The sequence below is a fragment of the Petrimonas sp. genome (assembly GCF_963921705.1).
Taxonomy (GTDB): domain Bacteria; phylum Bacteroidota; class Bacteroidia; order Bacteroidales; family Dysgonomonadaceae; genus Petrimonas; species Petrimonas sulfuriphila.
In genome coordinates this window covers 2,833,590-2,854,684 of sequence record NZ_OY997410.1, presented here as the reverse complement: position 1 = coordinate 2,854,684, position 21,095 = coordinate 2,833,590, and the positions used below count along the sequence as shown (strand labels likewise).

General features: G+C 42.6%; 16 protein-coding genes. 11 read left to right on the top strand and 5 right to left on the bottom strand.

The annotated features are described in order from the left end of the window. Positions 1–4 precede the first annotated feature (4 nt). From AACM02_RS12000 to dacB, 4 genes are all read left to right on the top strand, one after another. Positions 5–1,225: a pitrilysin family protein gene (locus AACM02_RS12000; RefSeq protein ID WP_332456065.1), complete on the top strand. Its 1,221-nt coding sequence runs from the start codon at positions 5–7 to the stop codon at positions 1,223–1,225. 270 nt (positions 1,226–1,495) lie between these two features. Next, entirely contained in the window at positions 1,496–2,122 is a 627-nt protein-coding gene (locus AACM02_RS11995) for a porin family protein (protein ID WP_332456064.1), read from the top strand. Between the two features lie 192 nt (positions 2,123–2,314). Continuing rightward, positions 2,315–3,019 (top strand): porin family protein, encoded by a 705-nt coding sequence (locus AACM02_RS11990; protein WP_339117106.1) that lies wholly within the window; start codon positions 2,315–2,317, stop codon positions 3,017–3,019. A gap of 167 nt (positions 3,020–3,186) precedes the next feature. Beyond that, positions 3,187–4,608, top strand: a complete 1,422-nt coding sequence (gene dacB / locus AACM02_RS11985; protein WP_339117105.1) for a D-alanyl-D-alanine carboxypeptidase/D-alanyl-D-alanine-endopeptidase — start codon at positions 3,187–3,189, stop codon at positions 4,606–4,608. 14 nt (positions 4,609–4,622) lie between these two features. On the opposite strand, the gene AACM02_RS11980 is transcribed toward dacB, so the two are convergent. Together AACM02_RS11980 and AACM02_RS11975 are read right to left on the bottom strand one after the other, a co-directional pair. Beyond that, positions 4,623–5,171: an FKBP-type peptidyl-prolyl cis-trans isomerase gene (locus AACM02_RS11980; protein WP_339117104.1), complete on the bottom strand. Its 549-nt coding sequence runs from the start codon at positions 5,169–5,171 to the stop codon at positions 4,623–4,625. A gap of 66 nt (positions 5,172–5,237) precedes the next feature. Next, positions 5,238–6,782, bottom strand: coding sequence for a glycine--tRNA ligase (locus AACM02_RS11975; RefSeq protein WP_332456061.1), 1,545 nt, complete (start codon positions 6,780–6,782; stop codon positions 5,238–5,240). A gap of 152 nt (positions 6,783–6,934) precedes the next feature. On the opposite strand from AACM02_RS11975, the gene AACM02_RS11970 reads away from it, so the two are divergent. The 3 genes from AACM02_RS11970 to AACM02_RS11960 all read left to right on the top strand — a co-directional run bounded on the left by AACM02_RS11970 (position 6,935) and on the right by AACM02_RS11960 (position 12,252). Then, a complete protein-coding gene (locus tag AACM02_RS11970; RefSeq protein ID WP_332456060.1) occupies positions 6,935–8,431 on the top strand; it encodes a lipopolysaccharide biosynthesis protein in 1,497 nt (498 codons plus the stop codon). Between the two features lie 133 nt (positions 8,432–8,564). Then, entirely contained in the window at positions 8,565–10,007 is a 1,443-nt protein-coding gene (locus tag AACM02_RS11965) for a transposase (protein ID WP_339115938.1), read from the top strand. A gap of 118 nt (positions 10,008–10,125) precedes the next feature. Then, complete coding sequence (locus AACM02_RS11960; protein ID WP_332456059.1) at positions 10,126–12,252, top strand: S46 family peptidase; 2,127 nt, start codon at positions 10,126–10,128, stop codon at positions 12,250–12,252. Positions 12,253–12,411: 159 nt separating this feature from the next. Here AACM02_RS11960 and AACM02_RS11955 read toward each other — a convergent pair whose 3' ends face one another. The 3 genes from AACM02_RS11955 to AACM02_RS11945 are packed head-to-tail and all read right to left on the bottom strand — an operon-like array spanning position 12,412 to position 16,301. Next, complete coding sequence (locus AACM02_RS11955) at positions 12,412–12,858, bottom strand: methylglyoxal synthase (RefSeq protein WP_214063705.1); 447 nt, start codon at positions 12,856–12,858, stop codon at positions 12,412–12,414. Between the two features lie 19 nt (positions 12,859–12,877). Beyond that, positions 12,878–14,629 carry a phospho-sugar mutase gene (locus AACM02_RS11950; RefSeq protein WP_339117103.1) on the bottom strand — a complete coding sequence of 584 codons (1,752 nt, stop codon included), beginning with the start codon at positions 14,627–14,629 and terminating at the stop codon, positions 12,878–12,880. Positions 14,630–14,648: 19 nt separating this feature from the next. Beyond that, positions 14,649–16,301: a dipeptidase gene (locus tag AACM02_RS11945; protein WP_339117102.1), complete on the bottom strand. Its 1,653-nt coding sequence runs from the start codon at positions 16,299–16,301 to the stop codon at positions 14,649–14,651. Between the two features lie 194 nt (positions 16,302–16,495). Here AACM02_RS11945 and AACM02_RS11940 point away from each other — a divergent pair, with 194 nt between their 5' ends. The 4 genes from AACM02_RS11940 (at position 16,496) to AACM02_RS11925 (ending at position 21,092) form a co-directional block, all read left to right on the top strand. Next, positions 16,496–16,777 carry a septum formation initiator family protein gene (locus AACM02_RS11940; protein WP_332456056.1) on the top strand — a complete coding sequence of 94 codons (282 nt, stop codon included), beginning with the start codon at positions 16,496–16,498 and terminating at the stop codon, positions 16,775–16,777. Positions 16,778–16,917: 140 nt separating this feature from the next. After that, a complete protein-coding gene (locus AACM02_RS11935) occupies positions 16,918–17,271 on the top strand; it encodes a hypothetical protein (RefSeq protein ID WP_214063709.1) in 354 nt (117 codons plus the stop codon). A 15-nt stretch (positions 17,272–17,286) separates the two neighbouring features. Next, positions 17,287–18,573, top strand: a complete 1,287-nt coding sequence (locus tag AACM02_RS11930; RefSeq protein WP_339117101.1) for a sigma-54 dependent transcriptional regulator — start codon at positions 17,287–17,289, stop codon at positions 18,571–18,573. Between the two features lie 17 nt (positions 18,574–18,590). Further along, complete coding sequence (locus AACM02_RS11925) at positions 18,591–21,092, top strand: ATP-binding protein (RefSeq protein WP_339117100.1); 2,502 nt, start codon at positions 18,591–18,593, stop codon at positions 21,090–21,092. Positions 21,093–21,095 lie beyond the last annotated feature (3 nt).

Sequence of the window (21,095 nt, the reverse complement as noted above, 5' to 3'; positions counted from 1 at the left end):
GAACATGTTTCAAACCCATCACTTAACCAACGGCTTACGCATTATTCATCACCCTTTCCCCTCGGAAATATCCTACTGTGGAATAGCCATTAATACGGGTTCCCGTGACGAATTTCCGGACGAACAGGGGATGGCACATTTTGTGGAGCATATGTTGTTTAAAGGAACTGAAAAGCGCCAGGCACATCATGTCATTAACCGCATGGAGAACGTGGGCGGCGAACTTAACGCTTATACCACAAAGGAAGAAACGTTTATTTACGCTACGTTTTTATCCGAATATTTTGAGAGAGCAGTGGAGTTGTTAAGCGATATGGTTTTTCATTCCACTTTTCCCGAACATCAGATAGAAAAAGAAAGAGACGTTATTTTAGATGAAATGAATAGTTATGCCGACTCACCGTCTGAGTTGATATTTGATGATTTTGAAAATCTCTTGTTTCCTAATCACGAGATAGGGCATTACATACTGGGAACATCTGAGTCGTTACTTGCTTTGGATAAGAAAAAAGTGGACGATTTTGTAAACAGGCAGTACTCCCCTGCGAATATGGTTTTGTTTTCATTCGGAAAAACTCCTTTTTCCAAAGTGGTACGCTTGACTGAACAATACTTCGGTTTCCCCGATACCCGGTATTTATTATCCAAAAAGCGCGAACGTCCCCTGAGCGAAACAGCAAAAAAGAGCCGGATTGGAAAAGGTACCGCCCAAACGCATGTTATCCTCGGAGCCCGCACTTTTGATATGTTTCAACCGGACAGGTACGCTCTTTATTTGTTGAATCATATTGTTGCCGGGGGAGCTACCAACAGCCGGCTTAACAATTCGTTGCGTGAAAAAAACGGATTGGTCTATAACGTGGAATCGAACGTAACGTTGTACACCGATACGGGGCTGTTTTCCGTCTATTTTGCCTGCGATAAAAGACAAGTGGAACGGTGTTTAAAGCTTATCAATAAAGAGTTAAGAAGGATTATAGAGATTCCTTTGTCCTCAGGTCAACTGGCAACTGCAAAAAGACAATATAAAGGACAGCTGGGCATCGCTTCTGAAAACAATGAAAGTATCTCCCTGAGAATGGCTAAAAGCTATCTTCATTTTAATCATTACCTTCCTTTGGAAGAGGTTTTTTCCCAAATAGATGCCATAAGTGCAGTGCAACTGCAGGAATTGGCAGAGAAATTGTTCTTCCCGGAACAACTGTATCAGTTGAAATACGTGTGATTTAAGTAGTCTTTATCCCTAACAAACATCAAAAAAGCATCAATAGGCAGAATTTTTGTTAAAAACCTGTTGAGAAATTCCACACAGTTCCCATTCTCATTTTGTGGCTGTTTTAATCTGGATTACATTTGATGCATGCTTTTTGTTAAGCATCCGTTGAAAAATTCAAAACCGAACAAAAAAAACAAAACGGTTGTTTATTAAGCGTATCAGAAGTGTAATGAACATTGTTTTTGAACAGGCTATATTTATTAATTAAACAATTAAATTATGAAAAAATTAAGATTATCGTTAGTGGTTGCCATGCTGGCTATAGTAACGGCAGCAAGTGCACAATTGAATCTGGGGATTAAAGGCGGCGTTAATATGTCGAATTTTTACGGTGATGAATTGACCGACAAAAATATGAAAATTGGTTTTCATGTCGGTCTAGCTGCAGATTATGACTTTGCCCCGAGCATGGCTATTCAAACCGGATTATTTTTCACGACGAAAGGGGCTAAATACAGTGGCTCTCTGGGAACCGTTTCAGGAGACATTACTGTAAATCCGATGTACTTACAACTCCCCGTTCACTTCGCTTATAAACAGGAGGTGACTCCGGGTACCCGTATTGTATTTCACGCAGGTCCTTATGTCGCATACGGGGTTGGGGGAAAATCGAAACTTAAAGTATCGTCCGGTAGTAGTTCAACAGAAAGTGAGGGCGTTAATGTTTTTGGAGAAAACAAAATGCTTAAACCGTTTGATGCCGGTTTAGGACTTGGCGTTGGTGCAGAATTCAGTCGCTTTCTGGTTGATGTCGGATGGGATATGGGTCTGGTTAATATATCCAATTCAAGTAGTGGAAACGTAAAAAATCAAAACGCCTACCTCTCCGTAGGTTACAAATTCTAATTTTTCAGAATTATAAACGTTGGAAACACCGCTTTTTGGGCGGTGTTTTTTTATTGTAAGCAGTAATCTTTTGTGAATTTTTTCAACCGAATAGTGAGGGTTTTTTGTTTCCCTGCGTCTTATTATCGGAAGTGAGAAACAACATCACTTCGTTGAATTTTTAAACAAACTAACTATTAATTTAAAAAAGTTATGAAAAAGATTGTATTGGCATTGGCCATGGTGGCCATGGTTGGAGCTGTGAGCGCTCAGGGATTGTCTCTAGGAATTAAAGGCGGAGTAAACATGTCGAATTTTTACGGAAAAGAGGTAAAAGACACCAAGATGAAATTAGGTTTTAACGTGGGTATAGCAGCTGATTATGAATTTGAATCCAATGTGGCTATTCAGTCCGGATTTTATTTTATTACGAAAGGAGCAAAACTATCTTCCACAAAAATAGACCAGAAAGTAGGAGACATTAAGCTTTCGGGTACGGTGGATAAAACAGCCAATGCCATGTATTTGCAGATCCCTCTGCACCTTGCCTATAAAATAGATGTAACCCCCGGGGCGCGTGTTGTGTTGCATGCCGGTCCCTATGCGGCCTATGGAGTTGGAGGCAAAATAAGCGGTAAGTCAACTGTAAAAGTTTCAGGCAATGTGCCGGCAGATCAAAAAGCAGCAGTCGACGCTGCCCTTAAACAGATAAATGCTTCTACAAACAGTGTTAATACTTTTGATAAGAGAATGGGGTATAAGCCTTTCGACGCTGGTGTCGGTATAGGTGTTGGTGCCGAATTCGGTTCTTTCCTTGTCGATTTGGGATGGGATATGGGCTTGCTCAATATTTCTAGAAATAAAGAAGTTAACGTAAAAAGTCAAAATGCGCACCTTGCAGTAGGTTTCAAATTTTAAGAAGACCTGTTTAAATAGTGATTACAAAGACACCGCTTTCAGTAAGGCGGTGTCTTTTTTGCGCTGTGCACGACAATTAATTATTTTTGACGATTAAGGATGAATTGTTGTAGAGATAAACCAGTTTGTCTTTTTTTTCTTATTTTTGTCCGTACTAAAAAAAACGAATGAAACGATTTCTTCTTTTATATCTTTCACTGTGTTCCGTTTGGTTATCCTATTCGCAGGTTGGGCTGCAACAACTCCTCAATAATGCCGCCTTGAAGCATGCCTCGGTAGGTATTCAGGTCACGGACCTGAATACCGGGAAAACAATTGTTTCGCACGATCCGCAAAAATCGCTTACGCCGGCATCGATAACAAAGGTTATTACTTCCGCAACGGCCCTGGAGCTGTTGGGTAGCGAGTATAGATACGTTACACAGGTGACTTTGGATGAGAGTGATCCTACAAGGATCCTGGTGCTTGGCTCGGGTGATCCCACGCTTGGCAGTGATGTCTTTGGCGACAACACGACCGCATTTTTCATCAATATCACCGATGCGCTCAAGAAAGAATTGCAGCCGGATCGAGAATACAGCATTTACGTAGTCGATAACCTGTTCGGATACGACGGTATTTCGCCCGAATGGACTTGGATTGATATCGGAAATTACTACGCCTCGGGAAGTTACGGGATAAGTATTTTTGATAATACATATAAACTTTTTTTTAATACTTCTGCCAAGATCGCCCCGCCCCGGATTCTTCGGACGGAGCCGGATATGAAAAAGATCCGGTTCACCAATTTTCTTACACTAAATACGACGGGAAGTGATAATGGTTACATCTATGGTATTCCGTTTTCATACGAGAGAACAGTGAAAGGGAATATTCCTGCTGGAAAGGCCGAGTTCAGCATCAAGGGCGATATCCCTGATCCGGGTCTTTTTTTAGGTGAAACGCTGGCTGATTATCTTGTCCGTTCGGGGATAAAAATAAGTCAAGTAGAAACTGCAAGGACAGATTATCTGGCAAAAAAACAGGTACAGTATAAACCGGGAAAGATCGTTCACACGCAAACTTCACGGCCGATGAAAGATATCGTGCAGGAGGTGAATGTAAAGAGCAATAACCATTACGCAGAGCATTTGCTCAGGATAATCGGAAGAACACAAAATACCGATATATACAGCGATGCGCTTCAGGCAGGGATCGATTATGTAAAGAAATTTTGGGAACAACAAGGGATTTCTACCTCGTCGCTTACGTTGCATGACGGGTCCGGACTTGCACCTCAGAATGCGTTCAGCCCGGCATTCCTGACCGAAATTCTGGCATATATGTACACGAAAAGCAAAAATTCGAAAGTTTTTTTCGATTCGCTACCCAAAGCCGGAAAAGACGGTACATTACGCAGTTTTATGCGCAACACGAAATACGAGGGCAAAATATCAGCAAAAAGCGGAAGTATTGGCGGAGTGCAGTGCTATTCAGGCTATCTTATTGATGGAAACAAGCAATATGCCTTCACGGTGATGATTAATAAATTCAATGGCACCCGCTCACAAGTGAGGAGTGCCATTGAGAAATTTTTATCGACGTTGTAGTACTATGGAGGTTTTTATTTCACAATTTCCAACAACTCAATTTCGAAAACCAGGGTGGAGTAGCCTTTTATATCACCTCTACCTGTGGCTCCATAACCCAATTGCCAGGGAATCCATACCTCCCATCTATCTCCTACCTCCATGTGTTGTAAGGCAGTGCTGAATCCGTCAATTGATTCGCTGCCCACGGTAAATTTACTGGGAACATTATTCCTGTCGGCGGTTGAGTCAAAAATCACTTTGTTCTTAAAAAGATTCCCGTCATCGCCGGTAAATGTATCCTCCTTGGTCCAATACCTTTTGAACCAACCGGTGTACAACACACTGACTTGATCCGTAAAATAAGGCGTTTCCCCGGTATCACCGTCGGTGATCTCTTTGTACATGATGTGTCCGTTTCCCGATTGGGATTCAATTTTTGTGTATTCTGAGCTTGCAGTAATTTTCGCAAATTGCTTCTCGTTATCCATCTTGAACTCATCATCAAAACTGACTGTCTTCTCGCAGGAAACAAGAAACAGGGACAAGCAGGCAACGACGAAGGAGTATAATGTTGTTTTCATATTCTTTAAAGATTTTTAGAACCAGGACCCAATTGCAAAGATTGTGTTCTGACTTCTGATGTCTTTTTATTTATTAAGTTTTTTAAGCAACTGTTTTATGTCGGTGTTGAATGAAATTTCTTTCTCAATTTCGTTGATGGTAACCCGTTTTTGCTCCATCGTGTCCCGGTCACGAACCGTCACGGTGTTGTCTTTTAATGTCTGGTGGTCAACGGTGACGCAGTAAGGCGTGCCAATAGCATCCTGGCGGCGATAGCGCCTGCCAATGCTGTCTTTTTCGTCGTACTGACAAGCAAAACTGAATTTTAATGCATCCATTATTTCAGTTGCTTTTTCGGGCAATCCGTCTTTTTTTACCAAGGGAAGGACAGCTAGTTTCACGGGAGCTATGGCTGCAGGAATTTTCAGCACTACGCGAATTTCCCCGCCTTCCAGTTTCTCTTCGCAATAGGAGCTGGTGAGGACTGAAAGAAACATCCGATCTACCCCGATAGAAGTTTCCACTACGTAAGGAACGTAGGAACTGTTGAGTTCCGGATCGAAATACTGCATCTTCTTGCCCGAGTATTTTTCGTGTTGGGACAAATCAAAATCGGTGCGGGAGTGAATTCCTTCCACTTCCTTAAAGCCGAAAGGCATGCGAAACTCAATGTCTGTAGCGGCATTGGCGTAATGGGCCAACTTGTCGTGGTCGTGAAATTGATAATTTTCATTGCCGAAACCGAGAGCCTGATGCCATTTTAATCGCTCCTTTTTCCAATATTCAAACCAGTCGAGTTCTGTGCCCGGCGCTACAAAAAACTGCATCTCCATCTGTTCGAACTCGCGCATGCGGAAAATAAACTGACGGGCAACGATTTCGTTTCGAAAAGCCTTGCCAATCTGTGCGATGCCGAAAGGAACTTTCATCCGACCGGTTTTTTGCACATTAAGGAAGTTGACGAAAATGCCCTGCGCCGTTTCTGGCCGGAGGTATACCTTCATGGCACCCTCAGCAGTAGAGCCCATTTCCGTGGCAAACATCAGGTTGAACTGGCGTACTTCTGTCCAGTTCCTGGATCCGCTTACCGGACAGGCTATTTCACAATCAACAATGAGTTGACGCAGGTCATCAAGATTACTGTCATTCAATGCTTTTGCAAACCGGGCATGGACCTCGTCGCGTTTTTGTTGATTCTCCAATACGCGCGGATTGGTTTCGCGATACATCTTTTCATCAAAGCTGTCCCCGAACCGTTTGGCTGCCTTTTCAACTTCCTTCTCTATTTTCTCGTCAATCTTTGCCAGGTATTCTTCAATCAATACATCGGCCCGATAACGTTTTTTGCTGTCTTTATTGTCTATCAGCGGATCGTTAAAAGCATCCACGTGCCCCGAAGCTTTCCATATAGTTGGATGCATAAAAATGGCAGAATCAATCCCCACCACGTTCTCGTGCAGTAAGGTCATGCTGTCCCACCAATATTTTTTGATGTTGTTTTTCAGTTCAACACCCATTTGCCCGTAGTCGTAAACGGCGCCTAACCCATCGTAAATCTCGCTCGATGGAAAAACAAATCCGTACTCTTTACAGTGCGATACAATCTTTTTAAAAACGTCTTCTTGTGCCATAAATCACGATTCCTCAATAAAGCTACAAAGTAAACGGTTTTTTTCGAAAGTTCCATCCTAACGCTATTTAAAAGATGTATAATTATGCCTCAAATTGGCAAACAAAAGCCTATTTTATGTACTTTTGCCGTTAATTTCAAAGATTTGGATGTATGGCAGGAGGAATGAAAACCCTTGCAAAGGAAACAGCAATTTATGGAGTAAGCAGTATTTTGGGCAGATTTCTAAACTGGTTGCTTACCCCCTTTTGGACTTATGTTTTGATGAATACTGCCCAAATGGGAGTGGTGGGCAATCTGTACAGCTGGACTGCACTCACCGTTGTAATTCTTACGTATGGGATGGAAACCGGATTGTTCCGGTTTGCGAATAAAAGCGATGAAGATCCACTCAAGGTTTATACAACAACGCTTATCAGTATTGCTTTTACGACGTTTTTGTTCATTCTCCTAGCAATCTTATTTTTAAATCCTATAACAACCATTTTTGGAAGTGAGGCTATAAAACCACACTATGTTCTGCTGCTGATTATCATACTCGGATTAGATACGCTCAGTGCAATTCCCTTCGCTTTTTTGAGGTATCAAAAACGTCCCATCCGGTTTGCAACCATACAGGTCCTGAATGTTTTGATAACCATCGCGTTCAATCTTTTTTTCTTCCTGGCCTGTCCTTGGCTTGCCGTAAAATTCCCCGGAGCTTTTTTCTGGTTCGATATAGGCAAGGGAGTCGACTATATTTTGATATCCAACCTGATGGCGTCGTTTATCCGGTTACTGCTGCTTTCACCGCAATTGAGGGTGAAATATACTTTCGACGGAGTTTTGCTGAAGAAAATGTTGGTCTATTCCCTGCCGTTGCTTGTGCTGGGTGTTGCCGGAATAATGAATCAGAACCTGGATAAAATGCTTTATCCGCACCTTTCTACCGAAGTAGATAAGATGGGGCAGTTGGGCATTTACACGGCTTCGTTTAAGGTTGCGGTGATTATGGTCATGTTCACTCAAGCTTTCCGATACGCTTTCGAACCGTTTATCTTTGCTAAAAATAAAGAATCAGGTGACAATAAGTTGGCCTATTCCCAGGCAACCAAGTATTTCATCATTTTTGGGCTGTTTATTTTCCTGGCTGTCATGGGGTATCTCGATATCGTAAAATATTTGCTGGAGGTTAACTATCAGGAGGGGCTTGCTATAGTTCCAATCGTGATGGCAGCAGAGTTGTTTTTTGGTATCTACTTCAATCTGTCGTTGTGGTATAAACTGACCGATCAGACCCGGTGGGGCGCTTATTTATCCTTAATCGGACTCGTTGTAACGGTGTTGGGAAATATCTTATTTGTCCCGGAATACGGTTACATGGCTTGTGCCTGGACAGCATTTTTTGCTAACCTTGTCATGATGGTGGTTTCTTATTTTCTCGGTCAGAAAAACTATCCCATTCAATACGATTTAAAATCGGCAGGATTTTATGTTGTCATAGCCTCGTTCCTGTTTGCGGGAATAATGTTTACTCACGGAAATATTGGCCATGCCGGATTAAGGTTACTTGTAAACACTGTTTTAATAGGAATTTACCTGCTTATAGTTTTAAAAAAGGACTTACCTTTGCAGCAGATACCCATTATAAATAAATATTTCAGGAAATAATATACTTAACTGATGTTTCGCAGTTAAAAATGAAGTTGATAATCAGAGGATAAGAGATAAAAAAAGCAGCATATTTTAGCTAATATATCATTGAAAATGATTATCTTAGCGATGGAAACCAAACCATTAAAATATGCTGCAGGACAAAGATATTAAAAAGATTCAAGAGTTGAAAGCGGACTTTACCCCCGGCAGGGTTTCCGCTGAAGATATTTTTAGCCGCTTCAAGGCGTTGAAGCTAAGCGAAGGTCTTTCTGAGTTCAAATGGTTCAAGACCCGGGGATATGATTTTAAAATGGTCCTGGCCCTGCTGGTCTCCATGGTGGTCAGTTCAGACAAGACGGTCAACTCCTATCTGAACAGCCCCACAGGTGAAGGTTCCACCATGGGCAAGGATGTGTTCTATCGCTTGAAGAACAGTTCCATCATATGCTGGCGGATGCTTATGTGGCATCTTGTGCATCGTTTTCTGACGGTGACGTCCAAAGATAGTGATGTAGATGATACCTCATCCCGTTACCTGATCTTCGATGACACCACCCTGTCTAAAACCGGGAAGCGTATAGAGAAGATCGGGAAGGTATGGGATCATGTAACCAACAGCTACGTGCTTGGATTCAAGCTGTTGGTGATGATGTACTGGGACGGTAAGTCCTCCATACCACTGGATTTCAGTCTTCACCGGGAAAAAGGGAAAAAGCAGGAACGCCCGTTTGGGATGACCAAAAAGCAGATCCGCAAGCAATACAGTTGCAAGCGTATCAAGGACTCGTACACCGCTAAACGTGTGGAAGAACTGGACACGAACAAGATTCAGATGGTCCTGCGGATGTTTTTCACGGCCATCTATCGCGGGCTTCGTGTTGATTACGTCCTGGTGGACAGCTGGTTTACTTGCGATGCGTTGATACAGGCTATCCGGAGTGTGAAGGACAAGGAAGTTCACCTGATCGGGATGTACAAGTTTGCAAAGACTAAGTTTGAGTATCAGGGTAAGAGCCTGACTCACGCCCAGATCAATAACATGCTGGGCAAACCCAGGCGCTGCCGTTCCCTGGGTTACCAGTACAAACAGGCCAGGGTGCTGTACCAAGGTGTTGAGATCTGCCTTTTCTTTAGTCGTCGGGGCAAAAATGACAAATGGAAGGTTTTGTTGACGACGGACACGAAACTGACGTTCAAGGGATTGATCGGGCATTACCAGGTAAGATGGGTTGTGGAGGTGTTCAATCGAGAATCGAAGCAATTGTTGAACCTGGGAAGATGTCAATCCAGTAACTTTGACGCCCAGGTAGCAGAAACGACCATCAGCATGATAGCCTATCTGTTATTGACACTGCGTTTCCGGTACGATAACTACGAGTCGAAAGGGGCACTTTATCGGTCAATGAACGCCGATGTGCTCAGGGAAACACTCGACAGACGGCTATGGGGGCTGTTCATCGAGTTAGTCTGCTCAGTATGCGAGGTATTGGAGATGGATGCCGATGATTTACTTGAAAAAATGTTGGCCAATCCAAAAGCAGAATCCATGATCATTGCACTGTGTTGTTCGGTGATGGTTAAGGACGATTGAGAAATTGTAAAATATAAAATGTTATAGTACAGAGATATAGATAATAATGCATTTCCCTTCTATTTCTTTGTCAATGGTTTGAGGGAAGTGCGAAACATGAGTACTTAATTTGAAATAAATGAGAAAGATACTATTGATTACTGCCATATTGCTTGTGGCACTTGCAACCAAAGCCGACGAAGGAATGTGGCTTTTGAAAGAACTTAATCGGGAGAGTGTGGAGCGAATGAAAGAACTGGGATTCACCTTTCCGGTAAACAAACTATACGATGAGAAAAACGCTTCGCTGAAAGATGCAGTGGTCATTTTCGGCGGCGGTTGTTCCGGTGTTGCCGTATCCGACAAAGGGTTGATTTTTACCAACCACCATTGCGGGTACGGTGCTATTCAAAAACTAAGTTCGGTTGAAGCGGATTACCTGAAAAATGGCTTCAAAGCCGATAATTTGCAACAGGAATTATATGCTGATGGGTTGACTATTTCTTTTCTCCGCAGTATGGAGGAAGTTACCCAGCAGATTTTGCCTAAGGTGCCTTCCGTGTTAAGCGAAGTACAACGCGAATTGGCCATCGACTCTATCTCGGATGAACTGCTCAAGCAATACGACGACGATCCCTTTACCTCGGTACGGATTATTCCTTTTTATTCAGGGAACAAATACTACAAAGTAGTTTATGATGTTTTTCGTGATATCCGTTTGGTGGTAACCCCACCATCGTCGATAGGAAAATACGGAGGCGATACGGATAACTGGATGTGGCCCCGCCACACGGGTGATTTTTCGGTTTTCCGCGTGTATGCGGACAGGAACAACAAACCGGCTAAACACAACGCCGATAATGTGCCGTACAAGCCTAAATATGTGGTTCCGGTTTCCTTGGGAGGAGTGAGAGACGGCGACTATGCCATGACCATCGGTTATCCGGGAAGCACACAACGCTATCTTTCGTCGTTTGGAATTGCACAGCAAATGGAATCGGAGAACAAACCGCGTGTTGAGGTGCGTGGAGCCAAACAGGATATCTGGTGGGATGCCATGACTAAAAACGATACTATCCGGTTGAAATATGCCAACAAGTATGCCGGAAGCTCAAACTACTGGAAAAACTCCATGGGTATGAACGAAGCCCTTGTTAAGCTTGACGTATTGGCGGAAAAGCGCCTGCTGGAAAGCCGATTGACAAGCTGGATCAACAATAGCGAAAGAAACAAGGCAAAATACGGTCATCTGCTAAAAACACTGGAAGAAGCGTATGCCGGTTCTACTGATATGGCTCGTTACACGACCTATTTTCTCGAAACGTTTAACAACGGAATCGAATTGATCCGTTTTGCCAATACCATCCTTCAGTTTGATATGGATGGGACGGAAGAAGACAAGGCTGAATTTATCAACGACAGGATCATTGAGTCGTATAAAAATTATGAACCAACACTTGACCGGAAAGTCCTTCCTGTATTAATGCGGCTATACGAACAGCGAGTTCCGGAAAAGTACCTTCCCGATATTTACAAAAAAATCAAAACCGAATTTGATGGGGATTACGACAAGTATGCCGATTGGTTGTTTGCCAATTCTCAATTTACCAACCTGACTGATTTGATGAATTTGTTGAAAGATGCGAATACGGAAATGCTGACCAAAGACCCGGCTATGGAGCTGGCATTATCGACTAAAGATATGGGATACGAACTCTCGGGGCAAATGATGTCGGCATATGAAAACATGATGAGGGGTGAGCGAGAACTGATGGCTGCATTGATGGAGATGGACTCGCGAAAGAATTTTTATCCCGATGCAACGTTTACCCAAAGAATGAGTTATGGATCGGTGAAAGGATATAAGCCGCGCGACGGGGTCTGGTATGATTATTATACGACCGAAAAAGGAGTGTTGGAAAAATATAAGGAAAACGATCCGGAATTTCATTTACAACCTTACATCGTTGATGCTCTCCAAAAAAGAGATTTTGGAAGATATGCAGCTAAGGATGGGACTATGCGGGTAAATTTCCTTTCCGATAACGACATTACCGGAGGTAATTCGGGAAGCCCTGTTTTTAACGGGAAAGCGGAACTTATCGGATTGGCGTTCGACGGAAACTGGGAGGCGTTGAGCGGAGACATTGTCTTTGAACCCGAGATGCAACGTACGATCAGTGTGGATGTCCGTTACGTGCTTTACACAATCGATAAAATCATGAACGCACCCCATATCGTCAGTGAGCTAAAGATTGTAAAATAATCTTTGTTATTAAAAAACATACAAGAAAGAGGGTGAATCTCAATGTGTGATTTCACCCTCTTTCTTCTTTTTATTCACCTGTCCGGGAACAAATCCGAATATTCATTGTATCAGTAGGGTTGTTTTTTATTTTGAGACAGTCTCTTGTTTCCCGTCTCATTAATTTCGTTCAAATTTTTCGTATCGCGGCGGCATGGGGACATAAGACAGGTCGTCCCACAGACTGCTGGTAATCATCAGGTCGGCGCTGTAACGGTTACAGGCTATAGGTACGTTATGTATACGGCACTGGCGCAGCAGCATCATGATGTCTGCCTCGTGCGGCTGTGCGTTCAGGTCGTCGATCAGGAACACGGCGAGATCGATTTCTTTGCGTACCACCATGGCTGCGATCTCAGCATCCCCACCCATAGGGCCGGAATTCATGCAGGTAATTTCGGGAAATACTCCTTCTTCGTTCAGTGCATCACGAACCAGTCCGCCGGTTGTGCCCGTGCAGACCAGATGATGGTGGGATAGGAAATCGGAATTAAAGATAACCCAGTCGACCATGTCGGCTTTTCGATGATCGTGGGCCACCAAGGCAATGGTCAGTTTTTTTCTCATTTTAATAGTTATTCGATAGTTAAATTCCGAAGAACTCTTTGACAGCATTAATTTTTTCATCTGCCTGAGCCTCCGCTTGTAGAATTTCTTCGCGCGAAGATATGGGAGAGCCTTGCACCTCGATATAGAATTTTATCTTGGGTTCAGTTCCGGAAGGGCGAATAGATACTTTTGTGCCATCTTCTGTAAAGTATTGTAACACGTTAGATGTTGTGGGCATCTCGAGTGTGGTCACCTCTTCTTTGACATAATCCACACTTTCCAGTTTCACAAAATCCTTCGATAAAATAACGGGTGAGCCTGCTAATTCTTTCATGGGGTTCGCCCTGAAGTTTTTCATCATGGCTTCAATTTCGTCGGCACCCTCTTTCCCTTTGCGCACCAATGAAATACCTACCTCTTTGGAATACCCATATTCTACATAGATATCTTGAAGCAGTTGGTAAAGCGTCTTTCCATTATCTTTTGCCCAGGCTGCAACTTCTGCAAACAGCGTGCAGGCTGATACCGAATCTTTGTCGCGCACAAAATCGTCGGCGAGGAATCCGTAGCTTTCTTCTCCTCCACCGATGTATTTTTTTACCCCTTCGTTCTTGCGGATAACGTCGGCAATCCATTTGAATCCGGTGTAACAGTCGAACATTTCGATGCCCATCTTGTCTGCGATTTTTTTCACCAACTCGGAGGTGACAATCGTTTTTACGATAAATTCCTTACCCTTTAGCAGCCCATACTCTTTGCGGCGTGTCATCAGGTAATAAATAAGGATAAGCATGATCTGGTTACCATTGACCAGCCTAAAACTGCCTTCGTCGTCACGGATGGCTGCTCCGATTCTGTCGGCATCGGGATCAGTGGCTAAAACAACATCAGCTTCTGTTTCGATACCTCTTTTTATAGCTAAGTCCAATGCTGCCGGCTCCTCGGGATTGGGAGAGATGACTGTCGGAAAATCTCCACTTATTACGTCCTGCTCGGGTACGTTGATAACATTCGTGAATCCAATGGCTTTCAGCGCATCGGGGATAAGCTTGATGCCGGTTCCATGGATGGGTGTATAAACAATCTTTAATTCTTTTTGATTTTCAATAGCTTGGGGAGAAAGAACAAAACTTTTAACCTTGTCGATAAAGGCCTTGTCCATGTCTTTCCCGATAATCTCGATCAATTCCTTGTTGCCGTTGAACTTAATTTCTTCTATCGATGAGATTCTGTTTACTTCAGCAATGATGTTTTTGTCGTGCGGCCCAAGTACTTGTGCTCCATCCTCCCAATAGGCCTTATATCCGTTGTATTCCTTGGGATTGTGTGATGCTGTAAGCATAATTCCACTCTGACAACCGAGTTTTCTAATGGCGTATGAAACTTCCGGTGTCGGACGTAAGTCTTCGAAAAGAAACACTTTAATTCCGTTTGCGGTGAAAATATCGGCAGATATCTCGGCAAATTTACGACTGTTGTTCCGGCAATCGTGCCCGATGACTACTTTGATCTGTTCCAACTCGGCAAACTCCTGTAACAAGTAGTTGGATAATCCTTGCGTAGCCGCACCAACGGTGTAAATATTCATTCGGTTGCTGCCTGCCCCCATAATGCCACGAAGACCTCCTGTGCCAAACTCTAGATCTCTGTAGAACGCATCAATCAGTTGACGCTTGTCTTCGTTTTGCAGCATCTGCCTTACTTCTTTTTTTGTTTCTTCGTCGTAGTTGCCGCTAAGCCATAATTGAGCCTTATCGGTTACTTGAGCTAATAATGTTTCGTTGTCCATAGAATAACAAAATATATAATTAATCCACCGTTGGTTCTACTTTTTGAACCTTATATTTTTCTCCGGTTTGGTCGATAACCTTTTTATAAAATTCATTTGAATAACCAGGACGTTCCGGTGACGCGGGTTGTCCGTGCGGGTTTCTTTTGAATTTCCCGTTTTCTTCTTTCTTTACCACACCATCCACATATTTCACCATTAAGTATTGTCCGAGCTTCTTCCACTCCTGTAGACCATCTCTAATCAAAGAATTGGTGTGGTTGGTGAGAAAACGAACAGCTTCTGGCGGGGATTTCCTGTACAAATTTAATGCTTTCTTTTCAATTTCGGGCTGTGTTTCCCTGAAATTGTTTTCCAGTTTCTGCTGCACTTTTTGCATGTCTATGTTCATATCGCTGTATCGTGTGTAAACCATGTTCGACACCCAATTGTGCGTCCAGAAAGCCGATGTTTCGGAGTAGGTGAGTAAATCGCCGTTGCCAACCGCCATCTCTTCCGGTACATGGGTATGTCCGCAGTAAACCGGATAATAAACTGTTTGAGCAGCGTCGTCAACACCGAACCACAGAATACCTCCAATCGTTTCAGGCAGCCAGGAACGCATTTGAGCGACAAAAGAGAATCCGGTCTGTTGAGTAGCAATTGGACGCTCGTTGCAGTACTCAACTGAATCTACTTGGAAGGTGAGTGGAGACCAGCGATAGGGAGAGTTGAACGGGCCGGCACCGACATCAAAACGCCAGTCGAGTTCGGTTCCTTCATAATGGTCGCGCATCATACCCTGGATATCGTGGACACTGAGTTTTTTATCCGGCTTGATATATAACGGCATCGGATCGATAGTTTTACCCTGTGCATACGTTACATATTTTCCCATATCTTTATTTACGCGATTAAAAAACGACCATACACGCGCCTCACAAAAACGTAGCGCTCCAAAATCGAGGGGTGCATAAGCCTGAGCAAAACTAAAATCGGCATCTTTGCCCGAGAAATATCCTTGTTGTCTGGCAAAAGAAATAACATCGGGAGAGTAGAGGCAGTTTTCGGGATCGTTTAAAGGAAACTGCTGGATACGTGCCTGGTTGGCATGTGCCGATACACAATCATCGGGAATGCGGACAGCCACCCATACAGCCCCTTTGTTGCCAACGCCTTTGCTAATCATTTCCATTACCCAAACTTCGTTTGGATCAGCAATGGAGAAAGATTCGCCGGAACTGTAATACCCGTGTTCAGCTACCAGGCCGGTCATGACTTTTATGGCTTCACGTGCAGTTTTTGCCCGTTGCAGGGTAATATAAATCAAGCTTCCGTAATCCATGATTCCGGTGGAGTCGCTTAACTCGGGACGTCCGCCAAAGGTGGTTTCCCCGATGGCTACCTGATGTTCGTTCATGTTGCCGATAACGTTGTAGGTCTTGAGTGCCTGCGGTATTTCACCCAGGTATTTTCCCGTATCCCATTCATATACTTTCAGCATCGTACCGGGATTGTATTGTGCAGCTTCCCAATGATAAAGTTCACCGTAAAGATTGTAAGAATCGGCAGAATAGGAAATAAGGGTTGAACCGTCAACCGATGCTTTTTTGCCTACGAGTAGATTTGTGCAGGGATAAGTTGCATATACTGCAAAGAAAAAAACAACGGTGATGGAGAAGAATCTTTTCATATTTTATAGTGAATTTTAAAGTTTACAAAGCGTAAAGATACTTCAAAAACCGGTAAAAACCCGCGCTGTCTCTGTTATATTTCACTTAATTCCACGAAATCGTTTGAATTAGTATGAAATTTCGTTTAATTTTGTAGTATAAAATTCAAACAGTTTCTCAAGATTAGCTGAACTTTATGGATTTCAGAAAAATTATGAAAAAAAGGGTATTAAGCTTATCGGTCTATCAATTGATAATTTTGGTAGCTCTTATAGCTATGTTGTTCTTTTTCAGTGATAGTAGCCTGCTGAAGCGAATCAAATACGAGAATGAAATCCGTGACCTGAAAACACAAATCGAATACTACCGCAAACAAACAGAAACAGATAAGGCCAAGTTAAATGAACTCCAGTCAAGTCTGGAGAATCTCGAAAAATATGCCCGGGAAAACTATTTGATGAAGAAAGAAAACGAAGAGATCTTCGTGATTGAATAGTAAACCCTGGAGGTGGCGAAAGTTTTCTGAAAAGGAAGTACCTGATAAGTTTATTTTATTAAATTTGTAGTACCGTTGAATTGGACATTTTATGTTAAATACATTAGAGATCATTGTTCTGAAGTTTAAAGTGAAAATTAATGCATAAATCAAAAGAAACCATTTATCAGATTTCCGGCATTGTCATCTTAATATCTGCTGTATTGTATCTTTTTGCCCCATTGGTTGCCCCGTGGATTATGGCAGTTTCAGTACTGATATTCAGTGGGGTTACGGCTCTTTCACCTTATCCGGGTAAGAGTGTTCGAGGAAAGCGATTATTCAATTTTCAGGTGATTGCGTGTGTGTTGATGATTGTTGGCACCTACCTGATGTTTAGGAAGAACAATTTGTGGGCGTTGTCGATGATGATCGGGGCCGTTTTCTTGCTTTATTCGGGAGTCATGATTTCCAGGGAACTTCATAAAGAGAGATCAATGGGAGGAAATGAATAACCTTCAGCTTATAACATGAAAAGAATCCTAATCCTAGACGATAATTTGACTATTTGCCTGATGCTGAAATCCTGGTTGGTGAAGCAGCACTACCAGGCAGATACGGCCATAAGTGTTCAGGAGGCCCAACAAAAAGTAAAAAATGAAGCTTACGATTTGATCCTTTCAGATATCAGGATGCCCGAAGCTGATGGCTTTTCTTTCCTGTCATGGATTAAAAAGTTCGACTCAGATATTTTGGTAATTATGATGACCGGCTATGCTGATATTGAAACGGCAGTAGAGTCTATGAAACTGGGAGCGGTGGATTATATCGCAAAGCCCATTGAAGCGGAAGTCTTGTACAAAAAGATTGACGATGCCCTAAAATACCAGGAGAATCAAAAAATTACGGAACAGTTTCGGGATCCATTGATTCGGCCGGGAGGGGAGATTTACACGAGGGTTTTCGATAAGCTGAGTGAAGTTGTACACGACGATTCCCACCTGTTGGTTATCGGGGATAAGGGAACCGGAAAAACTTCCGTTGCGCACTATATTTACAGCAGGAGCAGAATAGATTCGGGTCCGTTTGTAACTTTCGATCTGGATTCGCAAGTACTGAACAGGAACGGTGAGCGGAGAGATTATGAAGAGTTGTTTTTGCAGGCGCTTGATAAAGCAAAAGGGGGCTTACTGCTTGTTAAAAATCTTCAGAAGACCGGTATCAATTTTCAGACATTGTTGTTGAAAGCCCTCTCCTCTCAGAAGAAAGATGATAATTTTGTCCAAATTATCATAACGACTGGAGAAAAAAAGGAACAGCTAACTTCGGTATTGCTCCCGAAACTAGTCGACTCACTCCTGAGGTCATACATTGAACTCCCCACTTTGCGGGGAAACGAGGAGGCCATTTTGTTTTACGCTGAACATTTTTTGGGTGTGGCAAACAGACAGTTGGACAGGAAGGTGAAAAATATTGCCCCCGAAGTTCTTGAAGCGTTTTTTAAGCACTCTTGGGAGGAGAACATTAAAGAGCTGAAAAACTTAATTTTTAAAGCTTGCCTGTTGACAGAAGGAAATACAGTTCCCGAAACGATTCTGCCTGTTCTTTTTAAAAACCTTGCAGGGGAAGGAACGGAGTCTGTTCAGCCGCAGAAGCAAGTCATTGAAGGATTGAAGAAAGAAAATTACGAAAAGGAAAAAATAATCGAAGCACTTGGAATTGCCAAAGGAAATAAAACCGTGGCGGCATCAATACTTAATATTGACAGAAAAACCTTGTACAACAAGATAAAACTTTACAACGTAGAATTAAATTAATCACCTGAATCAATTGAATGGAATCATCCGGATCACGTTCTTCCATAAAATATGAGGTAATTATCGGGTATGTCCTGGTCGTAGCAATCATGATTGTGGGGTTGTTGGCCGTTTACCAGAATCTTGTCAGATTTTCAGAGACAAGGGTCCGGAACGAAGATATGTCTGAACTGATTATTGTAGGTAATGTTATCAATCAATTATACGAAATTGAAAGCACACAAAACCTGTACACTCCCGAAAGTGCGGCAGATTACTTTGCCCGATACCATTCACTAAGGCCAGAAATTAATGCTAAGATTAACTCGTTGAAACAACTTTCAAAAGATACGTTGCGGGTAATTAAACTCGACAGTATTGAAGTGTTGCTGGATGAAAAAGAAGAAAACCTTCGTGCCATAGCTGTCTTGTTGGACTCCATCAACAAAACTCCGGGGATAATCCGTGAGACAGTCAGTACATTTGTTCCCAGAAACCTTAATGATCAAATTAAGCAATACATTGAGCGGAAAAACGTTGTCCGCAAATCGGTCGAAGAGAGCGATACCACGGTTGTGAAAAGTGAGCAAAAAGGACTTTTTAAAAGAATCGGGGATGCCATAAGGGGTAAGCAGGACTCAACCCTGATCATTCAAAACCGTCCTTCTGCTGCTGATATTTCCCGCGATAACATCAGGCTGGCAATCGACACGGTGGTCAATATGGTGAGGTATTCCGAAAGGTTGAATCTGGATAGTCAGCGAAAATTTCAGGCCGCGTTACTTCTAAGACAATCCTCAATGACTAACACTAATCATTTGCTGACCGCACGAATCGATGATTTATTAAAATCTATCGAACAGGAGGAAATCAACAAGTCAATCCGGCTTATTGAAGAAAAAGAGGCCACACTCAACCGGTCTTCAAAAACGGTGTTGGGTGTCACTTCTCTGGCCATATTGATAGCGCTTGTTTTTGGATTGTTGTTTTTGATGGATATCAACCGAAGCCAGAAGTATCGAAGAAGATTGGAAGAATCCAACGTCCGCATCAACCAATTGCTGCGGTCACGCGAAAAGCTGATGTTATCCATTTCACACGATATAAAGGCGCCGATGAGTTCAATTCTGGGATATGTGGAATTGATGGAGTCGGGAGCCGATGAAAACACCCGGAAAACATACTTGAAAAACATGAAAAAATCGGGAAATCATGTGTTGCAACTGGTCACAAACCTTCTCGATTATCAGAAAATAGAATCAGGTACGTGGTTGCGCAAGGAGATGAATTTTAATTTGCATGAACTGGTCGAAAATACAGTGAACAGCTTTAAACCCCTTGCTGAAAAAAAACAACTGGAATACAATGTGGTCAATAAAGTCCCCGGAGATTTACTTGTTTTTGGGGATCCGTTTATGATCCGGGAGATTTATTCCAACTTGATTTCAAACGCGATAAAGTACACGTTACAAGGGACGGTTGAGGTTTTTGTTGAGCCGGTAAATGATATAGGTAAAACGATTTTGAAATTCTCGGTAAGAGACACCGGATTAGGAATCAGTGAAGAATATCAGGAATATATTTTTCAGGAGTTTACCCAGATAAAACCCGACAAAATAGGGCAGCAGGAAGAAGGAAGCGGTCTCGGACTGGCTATAACAAAAGGGTTGGTAGATGAGTTGGGTGGGAAAATTCACCTGCGATCCGAGAGAGGCAAAGGTTCCGAGTTTTTTGTTGATCTTCCGCTTGAAACATCGCGGTTGACAGAAACATGGAGTTCAGGTGAAGGTTGTCCCGATTTTGATTGTGAAAATATTTCGGTGCTAGCTGTAGATGATGATCCGATTCAGCTGACAATGCTGGCTGAAATGCTCAAATTGAAAAAGATAAATGTTGTTACCGAAGTCGATCCTGATAATGTGTTGAATATTTTAAAAAACAAGATTTTCGATTTAATATTTCTGGATATTCAAATGCCAAGGACAAATGGTTTCACACTTGTAAAAAGCATGTTAGACTCTGACATCTTTCAATCGAAATCAACGCCGGTTATTGCCTTGTCGGCGAAATCGGATTTGTCTTCTGCTGATTTCAAACAGTTGGGTTTTACTGATTTTCTAAACAAGCCTTTCACTTCCGCACAACTTTTCACGATGATTAATAAATACGTGAGGATCACATTGGCTGAGGAGATGGGAGCGGTTGAAAACAGTAAAGGAGTTTCTGCATTGATTGACGTTGTTAAAGACGACCGGGAAAGTTCGTTGGAAATACTGAGGGCGTTCGTGCTCGATACCGGGAAGAACAACAATGACCTCAAGACCTGTTTTGAGAAAAACGACATGGAAAACGCCGCACAGGTTGCGCACAAAATATTGCCGCTTTTCAAGATGATGGGAGACGAGGAATTATCGGATGTTTTGCTGAAATTAGACCATGAAAAAAACGTTCGGGAAGATGAGAAGAGTAAGATAATCGAAGCAATATGCCGGTATATTGACGAAGCAAAAAATCGGATATCGGAAATGGACAAACGCTAACCG

Excerpts from the sequence above, each read along its gene's own strand:
- AACM02_RS11965 (WP_339115938.1), top strand. The coding sequence starts at position 8,565 with ATGCTGCAGGACAAAGATATTAAAAAGATTCAAGAGTTGAAAGCGGAC.
- AACM02_RS12000 (WP_332456065.1), top strand. The coding sequence starts at position 5 with ATGTTTCAAACCCATCACTTAACCAACGGCTTACGCATTATTCATCAC.
- AACM02_RS11935 (WP_214063709.1), top strand. The coding sequence starts at position 16,918 with ATGCATAAATCAAAAGAAACCATTTATCAGATTTCCGGCATTGTCATC.
- AACM02_RS11950 (WP_339117103.1), bottom strand. The coding sequence starts at position 14,629 with ATGGACAACGAAACATTATTAGCTCAAGTAACCGATAAGGCTCAATTA.
- AACM02_RS11990 (WP_339117106.1), top strand. The coding sequence starts at position 2,315 with ATGAAAAAGATTGTATTGGCATTGGCCATGGTGGCCATGGTTGGAGCT.
- AACM02_RS11970 (WP_332456060.1), top strand. The coding sequence starts at position 6,935 with ATGGCAGGAGGAATGAAAACCCTTGCAAAGGAAACAGCAATTTATGGA.
- dacB (WP_339117105.1), top strand. The coding sequence starts at position 3,187 with ATGAAACGATTTCTTCTTTTATATCTTTCACTGTGTTCCGTTTGGTTA.
- AACM02_RS11975 (WP_332456061.1), bottom strand. The coding sequence starts at position 6,782 with ATGGCACAAGAAGACGTTTTTAAAAAGATTGTATCGCACTGTAAAGAG.
- AACM02_RS11940 (WP_332456056.1), top strand. The coding sequence starts at position 16,496 with ATGAAAAAAAGGGTATTAAGCTTATCGGTCTATCAATTGATAATTTTG.
- AACM02_RS11960 (WP_332456059.1), top strand. The coding sequence starts at position 10,126 with ATGAGAAAGATACTATTGATTACTGCCATATTGCTTGTGGCACTTGCA.
- AACM02_RS11980 (WP_339117104.1), bottom strand. The coding sequence starts at position 5,171 with ATGAAAACAACATTATACTCCTTCGTCGTTGCCTGCTTGTCCCTGTTT.
- AACM02_RS11930 (WP_339117101.1), top strand. The coding sequence starts at position 17,287 with ATGAAAAGAATCCTAATCCTAGACGATAATTTGACTATTTGCCTGATG.
- AACM02_RS11925 (WP_339117100.1), top strand. The coding sequence starts at position 18,591 with ATGGAATCATCCGGATCACGTTCTTCCATAAAATATGAGGTAATTATC.
- AACM02_RS11945 (WP_339117102.1), bottom strand. The coding sequence starts at position 16,301 with ATGAAAAGATTCTTCTCCATCACCGTTGTTTTTTTCTTTGCAGTATAT.
- AACM02_RS11995 (WP_332456064.1), top strand. The coding sequence starts at position 1,496 with ATGAAAAAATTAAGATTATCGTTAGTGGTTGCCATGCTGGCTATAGTA.
- AACM02_RS11955 (WP_214063705.1), bottom strand. The coding sequence starts at position 12,858 with ATGAGAAAAAAACTGACCATTGCCTTGGTGGCCCACGATCATCGAAAA.